Source organism: Shewanella litoralis (assembly GCF_009828585.1).
GTDB lineage: Bacteria > Pseudomonadota > Gammaproteobacteria > Enterobacterales > Shewanellaceae > Shewanella > Shewanella litoralis.
Genome location: NZ_WSRZ01000008.1, coordinates 136,116 through 161,510, shown reverse-complemented (window position 1 = coordinate 161,510; position 25,395 = coordinate 136,116). Strand labels below are relative to the sequence as shown.

General features: G+C 42.9%; 17 protein-coding genes, 1 tRNA gene and 1 rRNA gene. 9 read left to right on the top strand and 10 right to left on the bottom strand.

The genetic code is table 11. The annotated features are described in order from the left end of the window. Both GQA99_RS08945 and pssA read right to left on the bottom strand, forming a co-directional pair. A 16S ribosomal RNA gene (locus GQA99_RS08945) occupies positions 1-116 on the bottom strand; the annotation flags it as partial. A gap of 924 nt (positions 117-1,040) precedes the next feature. Continuing rightward, on the bottom strand, positions 1,041-1,889 hold the full coding sequence (gene pssA, locus GQA99_RS08940) for a CDP-diacylglycerol--serine O-phosphatidyltransferase (protein ID WP_160053549.1): 849 nt from the start codon (positions 1,887-1,889) through the stop codon (positions 1,041-1,043). A 98-nt stretch (positions 1,890-1,987) separates the two neighbouring features. On the opposite strand from pssA, the gene GQA99_RS08935 reads away from it, so the two are divergent. After that, positions 1,988-2,428, top strand: coding sequence for a DUF4124 domain-containing protein (locus GQA99_RS08935; protein WP_160053548.1), 441 nt, complete (start codon positions 1,988-1,990; stop codon positions 2,426-2,428). A gap of 68 nt (positions 2,429-2,496) precedes the next feature. Here the strand turns inward: GQA99_RS08935 and clpB are convergent, their stop codons facing one another. From clpB to rluD, 3 genes are all read right to left on the bottom strand, one after another. Continuing rightward, positions 2,497-5,070: an ATP-dependent chaperone ClpB gene (gene clpB, locus GQA99_RS08930; protein ID WP_160053547.1), complete on the bottom strand. Its 2,574-nt coding sequence runs from the start codon at positions 5,068-5,070 to the stop codon at positions 2,497-2,499. Between the two features lie 152 nt (positions 5,071-5,222). After that, on the bottom strand, positions 5,223-5,975 hold the full coding sequence (gene pgeF, locus GQA99_RS08925; RefSeq protein ID WP_160053546.1) for a peptidoglycan editing factor PgeF: 753 nt from the start codon (positions 5,973-5,975) through the stop codon (positions 5,223-5,225). After that, positions 5,975-6,949 (bottom strand): 23S rRNA pseudouridine(1911/1915/1917) synthase RluD, encoded by a 975-nt coding sequence (gene rluD / locus GQA99_RS08920; RefSeq protein ID WP_160053545.1) that lies wholly within the window; start codon positions 6,947-6,949, stop codon positions 5,975-5,977. The genes pgeF and rluD overlap by 1 nt, the downstream gene beginning before the upstream one ends. Before the next feature lie 123 nt (positions 6,950-7,072). On the opposite strand from rluD, the gene GQA99_RS08915 reads away from it, so the two are divergent. Together GQA99_RS08915 and GQA99_RS08910 are read left to right on the top strand one after the other, a co-directional pair. Continuing rightward, on the top strand, positions 7,073-7,834 hold the full coding sequence (locus GQA99_RS08915; RefSeq protein ID WP_160053544.1) for an outer membrane protein assembly factor BamD: 762 nt from the start codon (positions 7,073-7,075) through the stop codon (positions 7,832-7,834). A gap of 305 nt (positions 7,835-8,139) precedes the next feature. After that, a tRNA-Phe gene (locus GQA99_RS08910) sits at positions 8,140-8,215 on the top strand. A gap of 123 nt (positions 8,216-8,338) precedes the next feature. Here the strand turns inward: GQA99_RS08910 and recJ are convergent. The 4 genes from recJ to brnQ form a co-directional block, all read right to left on the bottom strand. Further along, positions 8,339-10,063, bottom strand: coding sequence for a single-stranded-DNA-specific exonuclease RecJ (recJ, locus tag GQA99_RS08905; protein ID WP_160053543.1), 1,725 nt, complete (start codon positions 10,061-10,063; stop codon positions 8,339-8,341). A gap of 170 nt (positions 10,064-10,233) precedes the next feature. Next, complete coding sequence (gene dsbC / locus GQA99_RS08900; protein ID WP_160053542.1) at positions 10,234-10,962, bottom strand: bifunctional protein-disulfide isomerase/oxidoreductase DsbC; 729 nt, start codon at positions 10,960-10,962, stop codon at positions 10,234-10,236. Between the two features lie 132 nt (positions 10,963-11,094). Then, positions 11,095-12,000 carry a site-specific tyrosine recombinase XerD gene (gene xerD, locus GQA99_RS08895; RefSeq protein WP_160053541.1) on the bottom strand — a complete coding sequence of 302 codons (906 nt, stop codon included), beginning with the start codon at positions 11,998-12,000 and terminating at the stop codon, positions 11,095-11,097. Between the two features lie 118 nt (positions 12,001-12,118). Further along, entirely contained in the window at positions 12,119-13,444 is a 1,326-nt protein-coding gene (brnQ, locus tag GQA99_RS08890; RefSeq protein WP_160053540.1) for a branched-chain amino acid transport system II carrier protein, read from the bottom strand. A 480-nt stretch (positions 13,445-13,924) separates the two neighbouring features. Between brnQ and GQA99_RS08885 the strand changes: the two genes are divergently transcribed. From GQA99_RS08885 to GQA99_RS08860, 6 genes are all read left to right on the top strand, one after another. After that, the gene (locus GQA99_RS08885) at positions 13,925-14,671 is read left to right on the top strand and encodes a tRNA1(Val) (adenine(37)-N6)-methyltransferase (protein WP_160053539.1); all 747 of its coding nucleotides are present in this window, start codon (positions 13,925-13,927) and stop codon (positions 14,669-14,671) included. Between the two features lie 53 nt (positions 14,672-14,724). Continuing rightward, positions 14,725-15,945 (top strand): ATP-dependent RNA helicase SrmB, encoded by a 1,221-nt coding sequence (srmB, locus tag GQA99_RS08880; RefSeq protein WP_160053538.1) that lies wholly within the window; start codon positions 14,725-14,727, stop codon positions 15,943-15,945. 434 nt (positions 15,946-16,379) lie between these two features. Continuing rightward, positions 16,380-17,579: an efflux RND transporter periplasmic adaptor subunit gene (locus GQA99_RS08875; RefSeq protein WP_160053537.1), complete on the top strand. Its 1,200-nt coding sequence runs from the start codon at positions 16,380-16,382 to the stop codon at positions 17,577-17,579. 2 nt (positions 17,580-17,581) lie between these two features. Then, positions 17,582-20,734, top strand: a complete 3,153-nt coding sequence (locus tag GQA99_RS08870) for an efflux RND transporter permease subunit (protein WP_160053536.1) — start codon at positions 17,582-17,584, stop codon at positions 20,732-20,734. Positions 20,735-20,925: 191 nt separating this feature from the next. After that, positions 20,926-21,531 (top strand): TatD family nuclease-associated radical SAM protein, encoded by a 606-nt coding sequence (locus tag GQA99_RS08865; protein WP_160053535.1) that lies wholly within the window; start codon positions 20,926-20,928, stop codon positions 21,529-21,531. A 112-nt stretch (positions 21,532-21,643) separates the two neighbouring features. Further along, positions 21,644-23,893, top strand: coding sequence for a PAS domain-containing protein (locus tag GQA99_RS08860; protein WP_160053534.1), 2,250 nt, complete (start codon positions 21,644-21,646; stop codon positions 23,891-23,893). Positions 23,894-23,937: 44 nt separating this feature from the next. On the opposite strand, the gene GQA99_RS08855 is transcribed toward GQA99_RS08860, so the two are convergent. After that, entirely contained in the window at positions 23,938-25,389 is a 1,452-nt protein-coding gene (locus tag GQA99_RS08855) for a hypothetical protein (RefSeq protein ID WP_160053533.1), read from the bottom strand. Between the last annotated feature and the right edge of the window lie 6 nt (positions 25,390-25,395).

Here is a 25,395-nt window from a genome sequence, read left to right as displayed (position 1 = left end):
ACCCGTCCGCCGCTCGTCAGCAAAGTAAGCAAGCTTACTCTCTGTTACCGCTCGACTTGCATGTGTTAGGCCTGCCGCCAGCGTTCAATCTGAGCCATGATCAAACTCTTCAATTAAAGTTTTTTGAGACAACGTCTCGGCTCAATGAATTCTGATTGCTTATCTCACCGAAGTGAAACAAGTCTTTGTACATATTACTATGAACACTCATCATCGCATTGAGTTTAAATTTTTTGATTGCCTACATTCCGAAGAACAAGAAGACAATTTCGAATAACTCAATACCTGTGAATGTCCACACAGATTTCTTGTTTAGATTGTTAAAGAGCGTACTAATACCAAAAGAATCAATCTTTCGCTTAGTGGCCGTTGACGCTAGGTCGTCGGCTTGGGCTGCGTATTCTACGCTTTCCCGTGTCGGCGTCAAGTGTTTTTTCAAACTTTCTTTTCGCCTTGAACTCAGTGTTTTGAAGCACTTAATTCAACCTAACCCGATGACCGCTTTCGCTGTCTGCCGTGTCAGTGGATGCGCATTATAGGCACCGAGAGATTTAGTGCAACCCCTTTTTTAGCTATTTTATTGAAAAAGGGTTTAAGCGAACACTAATCAAACAAAACCGTGTATTTATGGTTAAAAAGCCAACATTATGACTAGTATCATTATCTAAGTTTACTTTTTTGAGTAGCTAGATTGCCAAAATTTAGCTTATGGGTGGTTAACGGTTCAATTATTTGCACGCCTTTAATTACTAATTACCACTTTAAATGTAAAGCAGGGATAACCAGCGTTAGTGACCCTACCTCTATTACGCTGTTTAAAAGTGTCTAACCCACCTTAGCTTCATACTAAATACGCATGAATACTACAAAGTTGTTTACAGCGATGAGTCTACATGTGTTTGGCAGGTTTAACATTGAGTGTAATGGTCAAGTGCAAGGACTGGATGTTAAGACGTTGGAGACGCTAAAAAAAAATAGCACCTATTGTTAGGCGCTATTCTTCGTCGAGATAAAACAACGTTACTGTTATGGATACACGGTTAGTCAGCTTTATCTTTAATCGATGTTGATTCTGTGTTGTTGCTGTCATCTTCTTTTACTGTGTCTTGTGGCTGCTCAGCTTTATTACTGCTCGCTACAGTGTCACCAAGAACATGCTCTACTTTTAACTTTTTGATGGTTTTAATCGTAATAAATGGACCTGATAGTGCATATGTATAAAAGCTTAAACACAAAATAATTGCGGGTTCTACTGATATCACCACAAAAATGCCCACCAGCAATAACATGACAATGAAATTAACTTTACCTCGCCAGTCGACTTCTTTGAATGAATGATACCTAAAGTTACTTACCATCAATAACCCTGCCAATGCCGTTATAAAAGCAGCAATATAACTAATATCGGTCGGATCGATTTCATATCTACTGCCGCTCCAGATACTCCCAGCTATTAATGCGGCAGCAGCTGGACTTGCAAGCCCCTGGAAGAAGCGCTTGTCAGCGACTCCCACTTGGGTGTTAAAGCGAGCTAACCTTAATGCTGCGCAAGAACAATAGATAAATGCCGCAAGCCAACCTATTTTGCCTAAATCTTGCAAAGCCCAGTTATACACAAGTATTGCAGGGGCCATACCAAAAGACACCATATCGGCCATGCTGTCGTATTCCGCACCGAAATCACTTTGTGTATTGGTGAGCCTGGCGACTCTTCCGTCGAGTCCATCACATATCATTGCAATAAAGATTGCTATTGCAGCTAATTCAAAGTGACCATTCATGGAAGCTATCACGGCATAGAAGCCAGAGAATAGGCCTGCTGTGGTAAATAAGTTAGGTAATAAGTAAATACCTTTATTTTTTGCTGTTTGATTTGATGAATTTTGCATACACTTTAAACAATATCGTTTTAGATGTTGGATTTATATTCAAGATAGCATATTTTGAATCAATCAAGCATAGCGTCAATTTAGCCTTGGGAACTCACATGGGAATTTTTCGTTTAGTTACTAGTATAGCCTTACTCGCATTTAGCTGTTCTTTATACGCCGCCACTATATATACCTGGGTAGATAAATCCGGCGTTGTGCATTACAGCCAACAACCGCCAAAAGATGTCGATGCCAAGAAAATTTACACTGAAGATATGGAACCGGCAAAAATTGGGACGAGCACTCCCCAAAGAAAAACTGAGCCAAAGCCAGAAGAGTCTGAACTGGCTAAGTCTGCGAAAATCATTAATGAAAAAGATAAACAGCAAGCGAATGATATTTGTGAAAGCGCTAAACACAGTTTAAATGTGTTAAAGACACACACTAATCTTAGCCAACAAAATAAAGAAACCGGTGACACTTCAAAGTTAACCGAAGAACAAAGACAAGCTGCGATAGCTGAAAACACAGAGCGAGTTAAATTGTTTTGCAAGTAAACTAAAATGTTGATCGTTAGAAAATCAAAAGGGAGCTTTCGCTCCCTTTTTGATTTTACACAGTTAACTTATTGCTCAAATGTTAACTGTCCATCTACTACATCGACTTTAATCATCTTACCTGGCAATAATTGTCCACGTAGGAGTTTCTGTGCCAATGGGTTTTCGACTTCCTGCTGTAAGGCACGTTTTAATGGCCGCGCACCATAAACTGGGTCAAAGCCGGCTTCAGCAATGAGTGACAATGCGGCATCGGTAAGTTCGATATCAAACTCTTTCTCCACTAAACGTTTACGCAGTAATTCAAGTTGAATACTGGCAATATGCTTAATGTTATTTGCATCTAATGGGTGGAACACCACAGATTCATCGACACGGTTTAAAAACTCAGGACGGAAGTTTTGCATAACCACTTCCATTACACTTTGTTTCATTTCCTCATAACTGGCACGACCAAAGCTTTCTTGAATTCGGTCTGAACCTAAGTTAGATGTCATGATGATAACGGTGTTTTTAAAATCAACTGTACGACCTTGACCATCAGTTAACCTGCCGTCGTCTAGCACTTGTAATAAAATGTTAAACACATCTGGATGCGCTTTTTCAACTTCATCAAGCAAGATAACCGAATACGGTTTACGACGAACCGCTTCTGTTAGATAGCCACCTTCTTCATAACCGACATATCCTGGAGGTGCACCGACTAGGCGTGACACGGTATGTTTTTCCATAAATTCTGACATATCGATGCGCACCAACGCCGACTCGGTATCAAATAAAAACTTAGCCAGTGATTTACATAACTCGGTTTTACCGACCCCGGTTGGCCCAAGGAACAAAAATGAACCAATAGGGCGCTGTGGATCAGCAAGACCTGCACGACTACGACGAATCGCATTGGATACAGCATCAACGGCTTCATGTTGACCAATTACGCGTTCGTGTAATGCATCTTCCATGTGCAATAATTTTTCGCGCTCACCTTCAAGCATTTTTGACACCGGGATACCGGTTGCTTTTGACAACACTTCGGCAATTTCAACCTCGGTGACTTTATTGCGCAGTAATGTCATATCTTGCATTTCAGCTTGTGAAGCTAAATCGAGCTGTTTTTCAAGCTCAGGGATCCGCCCATACTGTAACTCAGACATTCGGGTTAAATCACCGGCACGTCTTGCCACCTCTAGATCTAAGCGTGCTTGCTCAAGATCCGCTTTAATATGCTGAGTGCCTGCAAGAGCAGCTTTTTCGGTATGCCAAATCTCGTTGAGTTCAGCAGCGTGGCTTTCAACTTCTTTCAACTCTTGTTGTAAAAAGTCTAAACGTTTGCGGCTGGCGTCATCGGTTTCTTTACTGAGGGCTTGCTCTTCGAGTTTTAATTGAATAGCGCGACGTTCTAATTTGTCTAACGCCTCTGGTTTAGAGTCGATTTGCATACGAATACTCGATGCCGCTTCGTCAATTAAGTCGATAGCTTTATCGGGTAATTTTCTGTCTGAAATATAACGATGCGACATGGTTGCGGCAGCAACAATGGCAGGATCGGTAATTTCAACATGATGATGCAACTCATAACGTTCTTTTAAGCCACGTAAAATAGCAATGGTGTCTTCAACACTTGGCTCATCAACAATCACTTTTTGAAAGCGGCGCTCAAGTGCAGCATCTTTTTCAATGTACTGACGATACTCATCTAACGTTGTGGCGCCAACACAATGTAAGTCACCTCGTGCTAGAGCAGGCTTTAACATATTACCGGCATCCATTGCGCCTTCGCCTTTACCAGCGCCAACCATAGTATGCAATTCATCAATAAAGAGAATTACCTGCCCTTCTTCTTGCGACAACTCGTTTAATACTGCTTTGAGGCGTTCTTCAAACTCACCGCGATATTTTGCGCCTGCTATAAGCGAGCCCATGTCGAGTGATAACACCCGCTTGTTTTTAATGCCTTCTGGCACCTCACCATTAATGATCCGTTGAGCTAAACCTTCAACTATGGCCGTTTTACCTACGCCTGGTTCACCAATTAACACTGGGTTATTTTTACTCCGGCGTTGCAATACCTGAATGGTGCGGCGAATTTCGTCGTCGCGGCCAATCACGGGGTCTAGTTTGCCTTGCTCTGCACGTTCGGTTAAATCGACAGTGAACTTTTTCAATGCCTGGCGCTGATCTTCTGCATTTGGATCATCAACTTTTTGACCTCCACGCATGTCCTCAATGGTTTTTTCCATGAGTTCTTTGCTGGCACCTGAATCTTTTAACGCTTTTGACAATGAATCGTTGTTTTCTAGTGCAGCAAGCACAAACAATTCAGACGAAATGTATTTGTCTTTACGTTTTTGTGCGAGCTTGTCGCATAAATTCAGTAGACGGATTAATCCTTGAGACAATTGAACATCGCCACCGGTACCATCAACTTGCGGTAAACGCTCTAACTCCTGAGTAACAGCAGAGCGAAGCGCGCTAACACGAATGCCAGCTTGGGTTAATAATGGATGAATAGAGCCAGAATCTTGATTTAATAGCGCCATCATTAAGTGAATGGGTTCGATAAATTGGTGATCGCGCCCCAAGGCTAATGATTGGGCATCAGAAATAGCAATTTGAAACTTATTAGTCATACGATCGAGTCTCATATAACCTCCTAGGATCTGATACTTATTGAGTGGGAAATTAATTCAGAAATGAATAATTTGTTAACTTAAAGATGGGGGCGATTAATATAATTTCAAGCTTAAAACTTAATCTAGATCAATAAATCGTTTATTTTTTGAACTTGAACGAATTATTATGATTTTAGCCAGATAAGCGACGCCATGCGGCCAGTTTGTTGATCGCGACGATACGAAAAATAGTCAGGGTCAGTAAAAGTACATACATTAGTATTAAATACTTGTGACACTCCGATTTGCGTTAAACGTAAAGAAGCAAGACCGGGTAAATCAGCAAGGTATTTATTGTGATGAGGAATAAAATATTGCGCGGCTTGAGGGTGTTTTTGCATAAAAGCATCGCGTACTTCTGCGCCAACCTCAAAAGCAGCAGGTCCTATTGCAGGACCAAGATAAGCAATTAAATCTGCAGTGGATGAGGCAAATAATTCAACCGCTTGCTCAATCACGCCAGCACACAACCCGCGCCACCCAGCATGTACGGCAGCCACTTCAGTACCTTGTTGATTGCATAACAATACAGGTAAGCAGTCTGCCGTCATGACAGCGCAAACATCACCGGCTTGATTACTGTAACTTGCATCTGCTTTTATCAACGAAAGAATTGCCGAATCACTCACAGACCCACTCGGTTTTAGATGCGACATATTCACCACATCAACACCGTGCACTTGATCAAGCCATAATGGCTCAGTAGGTAAAGATAAGCGTTGGCGTAAAGCGGCACGATTAGCCAAAACATGTTGTTGATTATCGCCAACATGTAACCCTAAATTTAAACTGTCAAATGGCGCTAAACTGCATCCGCCATGTCGATCAGTCATCGCTATTGCGACATTATCAGGTAATGGCCAATCGTGCTGGAGCATTATAAATACTCAATAGGGTTTAATTGCGTATCGGCACGTAACGCTTTGGTGAGCTCAACCATGTCATCAGGAATTGGCGCATGCCAAGTCATGATTTCGCAAGTAAACGGATGCGCTAATTCTAAACGCACCGCGTGTAATGCTTGGCGGTTAAAGCCTTTCAGTAACTCAAAAAATTCTGGGCTAGCATTTTTTGGGGGTCTTGGGCGGCCACCATACACAGGATCGCCAACCCAAACATGGCCAATGTGCGCCATATGCACACGAATTTGGTGAGTACGACCGGTTTCAAGGCGTAAACGTAAACGCGTATGAGCACGGAACTTTTCAGCGACTCGATAGTGAGTTACAGATGGACGACCACCATGAATCACCGCCATTTGCGTACGTCTTGTAGCATGACGCTCAATCGGCTCATCAACGGTGCCACCAGCAGTCATAGTACCAAGCACAATGGCTTCATATTCGCGAACGATATCGCGCGCTTGCAATGCGGCAACCAAATGAGTTTGTGCTTCAACGGTTTTGGCTACAACCATCAAACCTGTGGTGTCTTTGTCTAGGCGATGAACGATACCGGCTCGTGGCACATGTTCAATGTCAGGACAATGATGCAATAACGCATTCATTAGGGTGCCGTCTGCATTACCCGCACCAGGATGTACAACTAAACCGGCTTGTTTATTCACAACCAGTATATGATCGTCTTCATAAATAATATTTAAGTCGATATTTTGCGCCTTAGCACGCACTTCTTCTTCAAGTGTTGCTGCAACTTCTATCAACTGAGACTCGAAAACCTTTTCCCGTGGCTTGTCGACTGTGATACCGTCAACAGTAATTGCACCAGATAGGATCCATTCCTTGATGCGTGTGCGCGAGTAGTCAGGGAACAAACCAGCTAATGCTTGGTCTAATCTCAGACCGGTTTGTGTTGCTGTTATCTCGCTTTTTAGATTAATCTCTTGTGTCATAGGAACCGTACCCCAGTTTAGGGGTCCAAAGTGAATGTGCTATCTGTTACAATCGGATGTTTTCTATTTTACCGTGAAATGGAAAAATTCTTAACAACAACTTAAAAAGAATTGAATTCAAGTATGTATAAATTTGCCCAAGGTGCCGCCCTAGTATTACTTTCACTGGCTTTAACAGCCTGTAGTAGCAGTCCAGAAGAAGATGAATTTACACGAAATGCATCTCCTGATCAGCTCTATACTCAAGCAAGAACATCAATGGAATTAGGGAATTACTCTAAAGCCGTGCGTTCACTTGAAGCATTAGACTCTCGTTATCCATTTGGTCCGCACAAGACTCAAGTTCAATTAGATTTGATTTATGCGTATTACAAAATGGACGACGCGGCCTCTGGAATTGCTAACATTGATCGCTTTTTACGCCTCAATCCAACGCATCCAAATATTGATTACGTGCATTATATGCGTGGTTTAACCAATATGCAGGCAGATAATTATTTATTTCACGATTTAATGAATATCGATCGCACCGACCGCGATCCTAAAAATGCGCAAGATGCATTTAAAGATTTTGATCGTTTGATTAAATCTTACCCAGATAGTAAGTACGCAGCTGATGCACAGCATCGCATGCAGTTTCTGAAAAACCGTTTAGCGCAGTATTCTATTCAGGTAGCTGAGTATTATATCAAAATGAACGCCTGGAGTGCAGCAGCAGTGCGAGCGCAAACCGTCATGGAAAAATTTCCAGGTACTCCGGCAACAGAACGTGCACTTGAAATTATGTCTGAAGCTTACGGTGAGTTAGGCCAAGAGAAGTTACAACAGCACATTAAAATGGTGATGAGAACTAACTTCCCTAACAATGAAATGTTAACGAACTAATTAACGTTAGCATTTGTATTAAATATCAAAACGCTCCTCGGAGCGTTTTTTTATGCCTGTCACTGGATTATATCGGTAATATTTCACCCAGAGCATTTGGTAAAGTAGTCATTTTCTATTCCAATGACGATAAACGCTCAAACGAAAAACAGTTGAGTGATGAAAACGCGCTTATGTGAACTATCCCACACAATGGATAAATTAACACCGATACGGGCAAAATACGTTCAAACGAATCGTTTTTTAAGATAAATAGTAAAAACCAGTTGACTCGACAGGCCAAAACCCTTTAAATTGCGTCCGTCGCCCGAATAGCTCAGTCGGTAGAGCAGAGGATTGAAAATCCTCGTGTCCCTGGTTCGATTCCGGGTTCGGGCACCATATTACATTGGTGGCTAACGCGACTAATAAAGATTAACAAAAAGGCCTCGCATTGCGAGGCCTTTTTGTTTTCAGTATTGATGAAGGTCAGTACATCCTTGTACTAAACAATGCAGCCCACCATTACAGCGGCTCGATGTAATCCACCATCAACTGCACAGTCTGGTTGCCACGAAACTCATTTACATCAAGCTTATACACCACCCTTGCCTGCTGTATCGTGGCGTCAGGCCAAATGGCTAAATCGATATTAAACGCAATGCCATCGAGCATTAAGCTGCTACAGGGCGTTTCTAGAAGTAATTTTAAATGCTTCTCCCCCACAATGCGTTGTTGAATGATTCTGAAAACGCCATCAAATAACGGCTCTTCAAATGACTGCCCCCAAGGGCCAGCATTACGTAGCAAAAATGCAGTGTCTAGGTTAAGCAGTTCTGTCGGTAATTCGCCGTCAGACAATAACTCGCCAGTTAACTGCTCATAATCTAAAAGATCCCGCACGGCATTATCATAAGCGTGTTTAAACAGCTCAAATGCATCTGCTTTAAGTGATAACCCCGCAGCCATGGCATGACCGCCAAATTTAATGATCATCCCAGGGTGCTGGCTATTGATGCGTTCGAGTAAATCACGCATGTGTAAGCCTTTAATTGAGCGAGCCGACCCCTTAATTTCGCCCTCACCCGCATCGGCAAACGCAATAACAGGTCGGTGGTAACGGTCTTTAATCCGTGAAGCCAAAATACCAATTACACCTTGATGCCAATCCTCTTGAAAAATGGCAATGCCCCAGGGTAAATCATCTTCATTAAGCGACACTTGCTGCAAACTCTTAAGCGCCTCTTGCTGCATGCCAGTTTCTAATTCGCGGCGCTCTTGGTTTAAGCCATCAAGCTCAGCAGCCATTCTTCTGGCCCGCATGATGTCATCACACAATAGCGTTTCCACCCCTAGAGCCATTTCATCTAAGCGCCCTGCTGCATTTAAACGGGGACCAACAGCAAAACCAAAGTCAGCAGCCACCATTTTTTCTGGGCTGCGTTTGGCCACCTCGAGTAAAGCGGTAATACCGACTCGACAACGGCCGCTTCTCACTCGCTGCAAACCCGCATTGACCAAGATACGATTATTGGCATCTAGCGACACCACGTCAGCCACGGTGCCCAGCGCAACAATATCTAATAGCGTGCCTAAATTGGGCTCTGCAATATGATGTTGTTGATACCAATTGCGTTGCCGTAACTCTGCTCGTAATGCCGACATTAAGTAAAAGGCCACGCCAACGCCTGCAATCGATTTGCTGGCAAACTCACATCCCGGCTGGTTAGGGTTCACAATCACATCAGCATTTGGCAGTGTTTTACCCGGTAGGTGATGATCGGTTACCACCACTTGCATGCCAAGCAACTTAGCCGCCGCAACGCCTTCAATAGATGAGATGCCGTTATCAACAGTAATGAGCATATCAGCAGATTTTGAATAGGCCACAGCAACAATCTCAGGACTAAGGCCGTAACCATAATCAAAGCGATTGGGGATTAAATAATCAACTTTTTTAGCGCCCATCATCTTTAACGCCAACATACATACGCTGGTAGATGTCGCACCGTCAGCATCAAAGTCACCAACAATTAATATCGACTTATCAGCAGCGATGGCATCGGCAATCAATATTGCAGCTTCAGATAGGCCTTTCATGGTTTCAGGACGAAGTAACTTAGTTAACACTAACTCGCAGTCTGCCTCTGCCACACCACGACGGGCATACAGCTGCTTTAACAATGGCGGCAATGCAGGCGGTAAATGCGAATCATCAACCTGAGGGCGACGGACTATTTTGTGTGACAAAAGACAACCTTATTTGAACAATGAGTAAATCAATCAGCTCAGGTTTTTCAATGATAATTAAGCGATAATCTAATCACAGCTTAGCTTGTTTGACTTACTGGCTTAAATTGAAAGAGATGAATAACAAAAAGGTGAGCCTAAGCTCACCTTTAATTTTACGCTGTTAATAATTAAAGACTTGCTTCAATAGTGCGTAACAAGTCGGCAGGTGATTGATAACCTGGCACCATAGTGCCGTTTTCTAACACGAGTGCCGGCGTACCATTAATGCCAAACGCCTGACCTAGTTGATACTGCTTTGTAATATCAATACCACAGCTAGACGCTTTAACATTGCCACCGTTTTTGGCTTCTGTCATCGCTTTAAGCGGATCTTTTGCACACCATACTGCTTGCATTTCATCAGCGTTGGCAGAGGGCACACCCGCGCGCGGATAAGCTAAATAACGAACCGTAATACCTAAATCGTTATACCCTTGCATTTGGTTGTGTAGCTTACGGCAATAGCCGCAATCAACGTCAGTAAAAACGGTAATGACATGTTTTTCATCTTTGGCTTTATAGACCAACATGTCTTTTTCAAATGGCTTAAGCATTTCTAAACGTGGACCGGCTAATGCAGCCTCGGTTAAGTTTTTCATGCCCTGTTCCATGTCGTACAAATTACCGTGAAATAGCTTAGTGCCATCTTTAGTCACATAAAGCACGCCACGGTCGGTCAACACTTGATAAAGGCCGTCTACTGGAGAAGATTGAATAAGCGAAACATTCACGCCCAAGGTGTCGGTCAGTTTTTGTTTCAGGGCGGATTCGTTTGATACATCTGTTGCAGGTGCCGCTGACACAATAGGTGCAATAACAAGGCTGACAACGAGGGCAAATGCTTTGGTTAACTTCATGATAGTTCCTAATTTACACGGGTTCAAAATGTATAGACCCGACTTCGTAAGCAAAACTTACAGATTTAATTAAATGAACGCAACAAATACTCAAAATCTTAAATGTAAGGATTTGAAACCTCACAAACACAACTAACCGCGGGGATGATGCTGACTATGCAGCTGCTGCAAGCGCACTTTAGCCACGTGAGTATAAATTTGGGTTGTTGATAAATCACTGTGGCCGAGCAGTAACTGCACTACACGCAAGTCAGCGCCATGATTCAATAGATGAGTCGCAAATGCATGGCGCAAAGTATGAGGCGACAAATGGCACGAAATTCCAGCGCGTGAAGCATATAACTTAATCCGATGCCAAAAGGTTTGCCGGGTCATCATTTGCCCACGTCTTGATGGAAACACCACATCAGATTGCTTCATATTTAATAATTCGCCACGAGCAAAGCGCATGTATTGCTCAACCTCGGCCACCGCTAATTCGCCCAACGGCACTAAACGCTCTTTACCGCCTTTGCCTACCACCCTCACAAGCCCCTGGCGCAAGCTTATTTGCTCCATGGTTAAACTCACCAATTCGGTTACCCGTAAGCCGGTGGCATAAAGCAGTTCTAGCATGGCTTTATCACGGCATTCAATTGGGTCGTCACTATTAGGTTCTGCCAGTAAGCTGTCGATTTGAGCTTCTGACAAAGAATCGGGGAGTTGACGCGCTAATTTAGGTGATTTAATCAAGGCGGTAGGATCTTGGTTAATCAATTGCTTTACCAATAAGTAACCATAAAAACGTCGTAAACTACTTAATAATCTAGCGGTACTGCTCTTAGCAAACTGCTGTTCAAAACGGGCATTCAAATAATCACGCAGCAAGCCTTGATTGACACATAATAAATCACTGTCTTGCGATAACACATACCGCTCTACATGCTGCAAGTCAGTGCGATATGAAGCCAAGGTGTTATCACTTAGTCCTTTTGTCGACCATAAATCATCCAAAAACTGGTTGATTAACGGGTTGGGCTGATATGCAGGTTTGACCAAAATAACATCTCTAATGGGATAAAAAAAACGACGTTAGATAAAATATCATAACGTCGTCTTATTGTTTGCCTTTATTCACTGATTAAGGTGAATGTTTACCCCTAACGGTCACTTAGCATTATGCGGCTGCAACACGGTTGTTGGGTAGAAACAAGCACACAATTGCGGTCAGTGCAGTAGGCAACAACCACGCCATACCTTCTTTATGCAATGGCATAAAATCAAGGAAGCTCATGTCCATACCCGCAGTTTGTAAACCGTCGAAAATACCAAAAAATAGCGCCACACTTAAAATCAGCCGATGTGAAAATGCTGGTCGAGCAAAACGCTCCGTTAAAAACGTCACTAATACTAAGGCAATCGCTACTGGGTAGATGGTCATCAATACCGGAATACTGATACTAATTAACTGCGACAAGCCCACGTTCGCTACCGTGGCACAAATGGCACTCAACAACATAACCAATAATTTATACGACAAACTTGGCATTAGCTCATTGAAAAATTCAGCACATGCCGTCACTAAACCCACCGCAGTCGTTAAACACGCTAGCGTCACCACGGTAGACAACATTAACGTACCAATATTGCCAAAATGGTGAGTCACATAGTTTGTTAGAATTTGGCCGCCATTTTCAGCGCCAATGGCAAAGTCACCCGCCGATGCGCCAAGATAAAATAGTGACACATAAACAAAGGCTAATCCGCCAGCGGCAATAAAGGCCGCTCGCACCAGGTATTTAGTTTGATCGGCTGCATCGTTTACACCTTTTTTACGAAGCAAATCAATAATCAACATACCAAACATCAACGATGCCAAGGTATCCATGGTGTTATAACCCTCAATAATCCCTTTGGTTAATGGGCTATTGATGTATTCACCAACCGGTTGATTAACTTCAAATCCCGGTAAAATAATCACTGAACTGGCTAAACTGACTAATAACAAAATCAAAATGGGTGTCAGCACCTTACCGACGTTATCCAGCAGCTTGCCAGGGAATAACGACAAAAACATCACAATAGAGAAAAACACTAATGTGTAGATAAGCTGCGCGATATTGAATTCTTTACCCGCTAACATCATCATTGCGTCGGGATTGCTTATAAAGGGTCTGGCACCAATTTCAAACGCCACTAACCCAGTGCGCGGCGCGGCAAATGCTGGACCAATAATGATATATATGGCAATCGCTAGAGCGGTAGCGGCAAAGGTTGGTAATAACGCCATCACTTTACCGTTGGCTTTGGCAACCGCAATTAAACCAATCAGTGGCATCCCCACCGCGGTAATCAAAAAACCGAGCATGGCAAACGACATGTTCTCGCCAGCAAGCATCCCGGCAAAAGGTGGGAAAATTAGGTTACCTGCACCTAAAAAAAACGCGAAGGTCATAAAACCTAACCCTAGCGTATCGGTAAAACTCATCTTGGTTGTTTGCACTACTAGCCTCTTTTTATTGTTATGTTTTTTAACAAACCTAATTGATTACGCAATAATTAGCTACTGTTGAGCTGAACCCAATCCAGTTTTGTAAAGTTAAAAACACACTCTTAAATGATAAAATTTGCTTTAACAATGCCCAAAATGAACATTAAGCCCAGTTATAGAAGCTACATCCTTGTCAAAATAGCTTAACTTAGACTTTTTACTCAGTTTTATTGGCATTAAACGGTCAGACTAATATCAAACATCTCCAGACCACACAAGCTTTGGCCCGAAAAATAATAAAAATAACCGTTTTATGCTGAAATTATGTCAACACTTGTGTACATAATAGCCAAGCCATCATATTTACGTCATTTTTGTATAACATAATTTCAACCCTCAATTGCAATGGCTCATTTAACCGACGACATCATTAGCCAAAGCGATTATGATCTCAGTTAACGATTTCATGACTCAATCAATTACAGTTTGCCTATGTCTTTTACCTTTAAGCAATTCCATATCGATGATGAACAGTGTGGTATGGCAGTCAGTACTGATGCCGTTATTCTTGGGGCGTGGGCAGAGCTCACTCAATCTCTGCATATTCTTGATATTGGTGCAGGCAGTGGCTTACTCAGTTTAATGGCCGCCCAACGCAGTCTTGAGCAGACTAAAATTACCGCCGTCGAGCTAGACACAGCCGCAGCCAATGCCTGTAAACATAATATTGAACAAAGCCCCTGGCCAGAGAAAGTGCAATTATTTCATGGTGCCATTCAAGATTTTCAGAAACAATTTGATAAAAACATCGCGCCTTTATTCGATCATATCATCTGCAATCCGCCCTATTTCGAACAAGGCACTCAAGCTAAAAATAGCGCCCGAGCTGATGCAAGGCATACCAATACCTTATCGTTTGCAGAGTTACAAAAAGCCATTAGCCAGCTGCTAGCCCCTCGAGGTAATGCCAGTATTATTTTACCGCAACAAAGTTTGGCCAGTTTTATTCAACAGCTTAATGCTCACGGTTTATTTGTCGCAAAACACCTTGAGATTATTAGTGCCGAGGGTAAAGCGCCAAATCGTTCAATTCTCGTTATTCAGCACGACTTAACTGCGCAGCAAACACAACCAAGCTCCCATAAAACAGAGTACCTGCAAATGGCGATCCGCAATAAACAATCGGGATACAGCCAAACGATGATAGATTTATGCCGCCCATTCTACTTAAAGCTTTAGCCTACTCATTAGGTCAGTTATAATACTCAACTATTTTTCAGCGAGACCAGCGCATGCAATTTGAAGATTTCCAGCTCGACCCTAGCTTATTAGAGTCACTCAAGGCCATGGGACATAACACCCCTACCACAATTCAGCAGCAAACCATTCCATTGGCCATGGATCAGCGGGATATTTTAGCGCGTGCGCCAACCGGTACCGGTAAAACAGCCAGTTTTTTACTGCCAGCTCTGCAGCACCTTATCGACTTTCCTCGCCGCTTTGAAGGCCAGGCACGCATTTTGGTTTTAACACCAACACGTGAATTAGCCAGCCAAATTCATCGTTATGCTTGCCATTTAGCCACAGGGCTTGAACTTAATATTGCGATTATTACTGGTGGGGTGCCTTATGGCCCACAAGAAGAAGCGCTCGAAGATAACGTTGATTTATTAATCGCCACGCCAGGGCGATTGATGGAATACCTGGACAAAGATAAGTTTGATGCAACTGAAGTCGAAATTTTAATCATCGATGAAGCAGACCGTATGCTTGATATGGGATTCTCATCAGTGGTACAAACCATTGCGATTGAAGCCCAAGGTCGTAAGCAAAACATGTTATTTTCTGCAACGCTTGAAGGTAACGGTGTTAATCGTTTTGCGCGTGAACTACTAAACGACCCTGTCGTTGTTGATGTTGAATCACCGCGCAGCGAAAAAGCCAAAGTGCATCAGTGGATCCACCTTGCAGATGATAATGCCCATAAATTTGCTTTGCTGTGTCATATTTTGCGCCAAGAAAATGTTAAACGTACCATTGTGTTTGTTAAAACACGTGAAATCGTTGCCAGCCTTGAAGGTTTACTGCTTAAAGCCAATATTCCTTGTGCCTTTATGCGCGGCGACATGGAACAGAAAAAACGTTTCCAGGCGTTAGGTAAATTCTCAAAAGGCGAAGTCAATGTGTTGCTTGCAACCGACGTTGCCGCCCGAGGTATTGATGTTGACGATATTACTCATGTGATCAACTTTGATATGCCGCGTTCAGCAGATGCTTACGTACACCGTATTGGTCGTACTGCGCGTGCTGGTGCCAAAGGAACGGCAATTTCATTAGTTGAAGCACATGACATGCGTATAGTGTCTAAAATTGAGCGTTACATTGAACTGCCGCTTAAACGCCGCGTGATTGAAGAGCTTCGCCCTAAGCATAAAGAAGCCAAAGTGCCAGGTAAGAAAAAAGCCAACGCGAAAGATGCAAAAGTAAAATCGAAGAAGTTTAAGAAGAAGTAATTTTCAAGTTGATTGAGTATGACTCACCGAAAAAAGCGAATTATTGATTAATTCGCTTTTTTTATGCTCTAAGGGAGATATAACACAATTAACTAAACGCAATACGGCAAAAAAATGTCAAGAAGTGTCAATTTGTGAACAAAAAACACTCAAGTAGAGATGTAGGCATAACCTTCTGATTATTAATATATAACATCATATAAAACCGCTAAACCAAACAGCGCCCTCCCTCCAGAAAGTCACTTTTGGCAAGGTAAACCCCAAAATCAGTAAAAAACCAAACTTTGAAACATTTTATTTACATCAAACTATTTAGATAAACCTGAGACTCTGTTAATTTAGGTGCTATGAGTAATAAAATGAATCTGAATGAACACGTTAGCCAACGTAGTTAACTGTCTTCAGCATTATTTCAGCATGGATAAGCAAAAGAAATGATAAAAATCATACTAAGAAGATTGTCACCATTATTAATTATTGGGGTATTTGTCGCCGGCGCTATGGTGCTATTGAGTACCAAAGAAGCGCCAGAACAAAAAGATACACCCATCACTGTACCCATCATTGACGTGCAAAGTGTCACGCCTCAAACCTTATCACTTAACTTACCTTCCTATGGCGTCGTGAACCCCAAATATAAAACTCAATTAGTCACCGAGGTTCAAGGTCGTCTACTGACCGTGTCTGCTAATTTTGTTGCCGGCGGCGTTGTTAAAAAAGGCGAACAACTGGCCATTATTGAGCCATCAGATTATGAAGCAGACCTCATTCAAGCAGAAGCTTCGGTAGCGCAAGCAACTGCGGCGCTAAACGAGGAAAAAGCGCGAGGTGAAGTCGCTAAAGTTGAATTTAAAGATTTTGGTAATGGTCTGCCACCAGAGCTTGGATTGCGGATCCCACAATTGAAAAAAGAACAGGCAAACGTCAAATATGCTCAAGCTGCATTAGCACGCGCCCAACGCAACTTAGAGCGTACCGTGATCCGTGCACCCTTTGACGGCATCATCAAAGCACGCAATGTCGACTTAGGCCAATACGTTACACTGGGCACTAACCTAGGCGAACTTTACGATACCAGTATTGCTGAAATCCGTCTGCCACTCACAAACGAAGATCTTGCTTATTTAGAGTCTGTCGACAATCCAGAAACCGCTGTTACTCTCACCGCCTTGCTAGCTGGTAAACAAGTGACCTGGCAAGGCAATATTGTGCGCAGCGAAAACGTTATTGACGAGCAAACCCGTATGGTATACCTCGTTGCCGAAATTCATGACCCTTACCTGCGTAACAGCAAAAAAACCGGCCAATTACCGCTTAAATACGGCAGCTTTGTGAATGCCATCATCACCGGAAAATCAGTTGACGATGTGGTAAAGCTACCACGCCATGTGATTCGTAATGGCCAAGCGGCTGTCGTGAACAAAGACAATATTATCGATATGCGCCAAGTGAATATTATCCGCTCAGATGTTGATACCCTGTATATCAAGGGTAGCTTTACCGCCGGAGAGCGAGTATCGACCACCAGCATTAACAGCCTTAATGCTGGTCAAAGCGTAAAAGTGCTTGGTGAAGAATCAGCAAAGCCTGCTGCTAACACTGAGACTGAAACTGCTACAACGGCAGGTGAATAATCATGGATACCAATAAAGGAATTATTGCCTGGTTTGCCCGCAATAGTGTGGCGGCTAATTTATTGATGGCCGCGTTACTCATAGGCGGTTTATTTAGTGCATTGATTATTAATAAAGAAGTGTTTCCAACATTTGAGCTTAATCTCATCAATATCAATGTGGCCTACCCTGGTGCTGCGCCACAAGAAATTGAAGAAGGGATTAACATAAAAATCGAAGAAGCGATTCAAGATATTAGTGGCATTAAAAAAGTCACATCAGTCGCCAGTGACAGCGTTGGTTCAGTGACCATTGAAGTTGAAGATGGTTACGATGTACAACAAGTGCTTGATGAAGCGAAACTTCGGGTCGATGCCATTGCCACCTTCCCCGACAACATTGAAAAACCTAATATTTACCAAATAAAGCCTGAAAATAATGTCATTTGGGTGTCGGTCTATGGTGACATGACGCTGCATGACATGAAAGAAATGGCCAAAGCAATTCGTGATGACATTACCGATTTACCTGCGGTAACCCGCGCTAAAGTGACGGGTGTACGTGACTACGAAATCGGTATTGAACTGTCAGAAGATAAACTGCGCGAGTACGGCATTACCTTTACCCAAGTGGCTTTAGCGGTTCAAAACTCGTCTATCGACTTACCCGGTGGTTCAATCCGCGCAGAGGATGGCGATATTTTATTGCGCACTAAAGGTCAGGCTTATACCGCAGATGACTTTGCCCAAATCGTTGTTGCAACGCGTGCTGACGGTAGCCGCATAATGTTGCCACAAGTTGCCACCATTAATGACGACTTTGAAGAGCGTTTAGAGTACACCCGCTTTAACGGTAAACCGGCAGCGGTGATTGAAATTACCAGTATTGATGATCAAAATGCATTAGATATTTCGTCACAAGTCAAAGCGTATGTCGCCGAACGTAAAAAAACCTTACCCAATAATATTGAATTAGACACCTGGGGAGATTTAACCCACTACTTGCAAGGCCGATTAAACATGATGTTGTCGAACATGTTTTATGGCGCCTTGTTGGTGTTCATTATTTTAGCCTTATTTTTAGATCTTAAGCTGGCCTTTTGGGTCATGATGGGCTTACCTGTGTGTTTTTTAGGCACCATGTTATTAATGCCGCTAGATCCTTTTAATATGTCGATTAACATGCTGACATTGTTTGCCTTTATTCTGGTGCTGGGAATAGTTGTCGACGATGCCATTGTGATCGGCGAAAGTGCCTACACCGAGTTAGAAGAAAACGGCCACTCGTTGGATAATGTCGTTAAAGGGGTACAAAAAGTAGCCATGCCCGCCACGTTTGGGGTATTGACCACCATTGCAGCGTTTATCCCTATGATCATGGTGTCAGGACCGATGGGCATCATTTGGAAATCCATCGGCATGGTGGTGATTTTATGCCTGGCATTTTCATTGGTTGAATCAAAACTGATTTTACCGGCACATTTAGCCCACATGAAAATCAACAAACGCAAAACACCAACGAATGTATTTTCACGCATTAAATTTGCCATCAACGAATGGCTACAACATTTTATTCATCACACTTATCGTCACTTTTTAGAGCGCTGTATTGGGCGCCGTTACAGTGTAGTTGCGGTGTTTATTGGCGTACTTATTTTGTCGATAGCCCTTGTGCAAAGCGGCAAGGTTCGTTGGGTATTCTTCCCAGATATTCCATCTGACTTTATTCAAGTACAACTTGAAATGGAAGAAGGCAGCTCAGAGCAAAATACCCTAAAAGTGCTGCAACAGGTTGAAGATGCGTTATACAAGATGAACGCCAAACTTGAAGATGAATACGGCTACGCCATGGTGAAACACAGCTATATCGAGCTTAGCTCGCGCAGTAGTGCCTTTGTGTTTACTGAGCTCACCAAAGCGGAAGATCGCGAAGTCGACGGCGTTGAAATAGCAGAAGAGTGGCGTAAACAGTTACCAGAATTACTGTCGGTTAAAAAGCTCAACATCAACGCCAGCACCAACGATGCCGGCGGCGATTTATCATTCCGACTCACCTCGAGCGATTTAGAACAATTATCAATCGCCGCCAACGTGCTAAAAGAGAAACTCGCCACCTATGAAGGCGTGTACGACATTACCGATAACTTCTCTTCAGGCTCACATGAAATACGTTTAAATATCCGCCCAGAAGCTGAAGCCCAGGGGCTGACACTGTCAGACTTAGCGCGCCAGGTACGTTACGGTTTTTATGGCTATGAAGCACAACGTATTTTACGCAATAAAGAAGAAGTGAAAGTCATGGTGCGCTACCCATTAGAGCAGCGCCGTACTGTTGGCGATCTTGAAAACATGCTGATCCGCACCCCATCAGGCGCTGCGGTACCGTTTTCAACCGTGGCCGAGATTGAGTTAGGAGAGTCATACGCATCAATTACCCGTGTTGATGGTCGCCGCGCGATCACTATTACGGCTAACGTAAATAAAAATAACGTTGAACCTTCAAAAGTGGTCGCTGAAATTCAGGAAGATTTTTTACCTGAACTCACCGCTCGCTTTCCTAAAGTGGCTTCGGCATTAGATGGCGGCAGCCTGGATGAGCAAAATGCCATGTTAGGCTTGGCTCAGGGGTTCTTCTTTGCCATGTTTACTATTTACGCCCTAATGGCCATTCCGCTTAAGTCATACACTCAACCGTTGATCATTATGTCGGTGATCCCATTTGGCATGATTGGCGCCTTGTTCGGTCATTTCATGCTGGGGTTATCAATGAGCGTATTGAGTTTATGCGGCATTGTGGCGCTGGCTGGGGTGGTGGTAAACGACTCGTTAATTTTAGTCGACTTTGTTAACCGCGCACGAGAAGAAGGTAAGTCGTTATTACAATCGGCTATCGACTCAGGGTGTTATCGCTTTAGGGCGATTATTTTAACCTCGCTAACCACCTTTGTCGGCTTAGTGCCGATTATTATGGAAAAGAGCTTACAGGCTAAAATTGTCATCCCAATGGCGACCTCATTAGCGTTTGGTATTTTATTTTCAACGTTAGTGACATTAATTCTCGTGCCGATTTTGTACATCATTCTTGATGACATAAAACGCACATGGCGACGCTTTTTTAATTGGTGGTGGCAACCTAAAGCGCCTACTGAGCCACTCGGTCTTGATGAGCAACCTTAAGCAGCGCCCCCAGTTAAGTTAATAGAGCCTGCGCTAAATTTAGGCTACAAAAAGAGCGAATGTCATCACATTCGCTCTTTTTATATCAACATTAAATCGTAACAGATTGGCATAAGTGCGAGCCAAGCAACAAAGCCTCGGCATAGAGTTAGTTACAATACTGCGATGTTATTCTTGTCATGTTAACCATTATGACCACTGCTGCTACCTTAGTTTATGATATCGGCAACCACCGTTATCTTAATATCACCGCCAGATGTACCTTGCGATGCCAGTTTTGCCCTAAACACAATGGATCTAAACAAATTCATGAATATGATTTGTCATTAAGTAAACGGATCACTGCAGACGATATTATTCCATTGCTTGGGGATGTAAAAAAAGTTGATGAATATGTGTTTTGTGGTTTTGGTGAGCCGACACTGAACCTAGAATGTTTATTGCAGGTAGCTCACGCCATTAAGGCACAAGGCGGCCGCGTGAGATTAAACACCGACGGATTAGGTAATCACTTTCATCGACGTAATATTTTGCCTGACCTGAGCCAATGCGTTGACAGCTTATCAATTTCGCTCAATGCTGATACAGAGCAAAGCTATGAGCAACATTGTCGGCCAAAGCTTGCGGGGTCTTATCAAGCACTGCTTGAATTTATTCAACAAGCTCCGCAGTTTATCCCAGACGTTCAAGTGAGTGCTATTAACGGCTTAGCTAATGTCGACATGGCACGCTGCCGCGCCATTGCTGAACAACATGGGGCTATATTTAAGCAACGAGAATTAGATAAACTGGGTTAACCAGGGATAAATAACCTGAACTCAGGTTAAGTAATTATCCACACCTAGACGTTTTGCCTACGCAGGCTTCATGCTAGTATTGCCATTCAGTAAATGCTAAAAAAGTGGCGCAATGTTTAAACGTACAGCAGTGAGTTCTCCTAACTCGTTATTAATTTCATCACAAGCAGCACGCTGGTCTCAACAGCATATTCTGTCTCTGTTAAGCCAATTACTTATACTGTTAATCGCAGTGTTTATTGCCACGCATATGGTCGTTAATCTTGGCGAACGTCGCTTGCAAGAAGACTGGGCAGATCAACGCTACAGCGAGTTGCAAACTGTCGCATCATTGGCATCAGACAAAGCTGCATTTTTGCAATTTAGAACCCAAACATTTGCCAAAGCCGAATTACTGCGCCAATACTTACAAAATCCATCCAAAACCCAGCAACAAAAAGTCACCGAAAGCTGGGACTCGTTGACGCAAAACATACCAGAACTATTAGGCCTGGCCTTATTTTCCCCTGAAGGGAAATTACGTTTTTCGACCACGGATAGCTTCGACAATATGCAGATCCCTGCCGCATTACTGGGCTCTGGACGTAATATGGGTGGCAGTGATATTTATACATCGCCAATGTCATTTACGCCAATTGACGGCATACTTGAACCTTACTTTTACCAACTGTCTTGGATAGAAAATCCCGATCAAAGTGTTAAAGGCTATTTAGTTACCTACAACTCAATAACCAAATTACTTGAGTCAATCAAGCCGGCATTTTTTAATCATAACTCGCCCTTACTTCTGCTCGACACTCAAGGTTTTCTATACGCGGGCGCCAATCAACCAGAGCCGCTCTCGAATATGCCCGACAATTTAGGCTCGAGTTTAAAACAAACTTACCCTGATTTATGGAAAGACATGGCCATGAATAACTTTGGCCAATTCTATAGTGCAAATGCGACTTTTGTGTATTTAAAGGTTGAACTCACGAGCCAATATGAAACCAAAAGAGAGTATTTTTTACTGTCTTATATTCGCCATGATGATATTGCAGCGCGCTACCTTGAGTGGCGAATGGTGATTCTTATTGCTGGGGTACTCATCGCGTTATTGGCATCGGCATTAATTGTATTACGTCACTTATTCGTACTGGAGCGCCGCGCAAAACACAACAGTTTACAACTTAGCCATGGTTTATTTAACAGCGAGATAAGCTGCCTAATTGTGAATGATAATGGCCGTATAGGCAGCGCTAACCCTAAAGCGTCAAAAGCACTCGGCTTATCAATTGAAACCTTAATCGATCGCAGCTTTCAACGGGTGCTTCACCTCGATGATGAACGCGTTAAGCAAATAAAAGAAGCCTTAGCACATCACCAACAATGGCGTGGTGAGATCAGCATACAAAACGTCAATAACAGCACGTTACAAACCCATATACGCAGTGAAGTTTGCCCACACAGTAAAGAACATTATTGGCTGGTTACATTTGACGACATCACCATTCTTTACGACAGCCAGCGCCAGGCTTACTTGTATCAATTACTCAGTGACAGTGCAGTGGCAACAGCGCTCACCGATGCCAATGGCAAGCTGATAAAGTGCAACAGCAAATTTGATCATTTAATGGCATTAAATGGAGAAACCAATATTGCCATCACTGAATTACTGGGCGAGGAACTCAACAGCGAATGGCAAAACATTTGTGCGCAAATCAGCTTACAAGGTGAATGGACTGCGCAAATCATGCCTTTTACCCAAAGCCGCTATAGCCAATGTCTCAAAACCACTTTAGCCGGTCAGTTAGCTTACGACGGGGAGATTGAATATCTAATTTGTACATTCGAAGAAACAGTGCCAACAGTTGCAGTCAATAATAGCAGTAACGTATTTGGTCATCGCAGTGCGATTGTGCTGCGCCTTAATGAACTTGAGCACCACTTTAATAACCTCAGTGAACAAACCAAAGTGCAATCGAGTTTAATGGTGATGGATATTAATCCAGAAGGTATTTTCAGCCACATGGGTAATATGAGCCAATTAGAAAAACGCCAGAAAGACATTGAGTTACAATTACTCATCGAACTGCCACTCAATTATCAAATATCGCAATGGCAACTGGGTAAATTGGTGATTTTATTGCCCGACACTGATGCAAATAGCGCCTATCAATACGCGCTCAATGTCATGCACTGCTTAACTGAAAATAACCTATCTGAAGGCATCAACATGGGTATTGCAGGTTACGTGTCACCACAAACGCTAGAGCAATATCTAGCCAATGCTGAAATTGCACTCAAACGCGCTAAGCAGTCAGTTGACCAAAATATTTGCATGGCATTTACCCGCCCAGCTCATATTGACTATCTCAATTAGCGAATAGCTGGCCCAGACTAGAGCTGTACATAGATCTGGGCCAGTTAAGGCTCTACTTGATGATGGTCTACAACCTGGGTGTCTTCATTTAAGCTGCTTTCTGACTCCAGTGTGAAGGGTTGAATATTATCAGGCAGTTTGCTTTCGGTAATTTCGACAATACTTGAACGATTCATCGTGACTTTAAAACGCGCATATTCAGGCTGTTGCTTGCCATCGCGTAACACCGCAACCAGGTTAACCTGGTAACGACGCTCAACGGATTCATTACTGATATTGCCATCTGACTCTTTATAAATTTTGGCTTTACCACGTTCTAAATGACGCGCAAATGGCACCAGGCTAAAGTTAACCTGTTCTTGGATTTGCGAATACCCCGCCTCAAACGGTTTATTGGCCACTTTAGTGGCAATACGATAATGCAACACAGTAGAGTCGACTTTGTTTTGGCTATGGCGCTGCTTCATAATTTCAGACACTGTGTCAGGAATATCTTGCGAACGCATAAATTCAAGCCAGACTAACTGCTTAGCGACAATCGCCTGGGTGGTGGTATCACGTAAAATACGGCTCCAACGCGGGCGCCCTCGTTGTATAAAGCGCCACATCGCATTACGAAAGTCTTCTTTAAAGATTTCCCTGAAACCATAAATAACCGCAAGCGTCAGTAATAATGTTAAGGTTAAACCATTAAAAAAACCCTGAGCTTTAATAATTAACGCCGAAACCACCAACATCACTAACCCAGTTGCAAGGCCTGTAACAAACTTCTTAAGCCCAACGCCAAGTGGCTTTAACTCTTCTTTTAATACCACGCCTTGTTGGATCAAGCGGCGCAGCAACAGCATTTTGTTTGAAATCCGATTGGCATCTTGCTGGGTTTGCATCGAATTGTATTTACACACCATTTCACGGTAGTGATTTTCACTACGACATAAACTCAGTACTTTCTCTTTTACTTCGCTAAAATCTGAGCTGCGCGGTGAATAGGCTAACGTTTTCAGTAATTGTTGTTCACAAAACCATGAAAGATAGTTATCGGCATGTTCAAAATACGATTTCCACTTTGGATCGCTAGGCTCATTTCGACGAAACTTTTTAAGAAGCTGAATAACCACATCACACAGCTCATCGAGTGCCATATAAAATTCACTGGCATCACTTTTTTGCCGCAGCTCTTTGCCGTCGGTTTCAATGGCGACCGCAAATTGATAAGCAAATAAATTAAGGTATAAACGAAATTCCTCTAAGGTGCGCTTATTTAAACTGATAAAACGCGATTGAACCAGCGGTAGGTGCAAGCCCTTAGAGTAATAGGAGCGACGCCCAAGAATACCACTGTGATAGTATTCCTCCTCGTCTAGAGTGTGCGAGCCAATTCCCATTTCAGTCGGCAAATAGAAGTACAAATCAAAGGTACGCTGATCCCCTGGTGCCATTTGATGACTAAATTTGATTGATAATGCTTCTTCTTGTTTTACTTTAACTTTTGCCACAGCTTT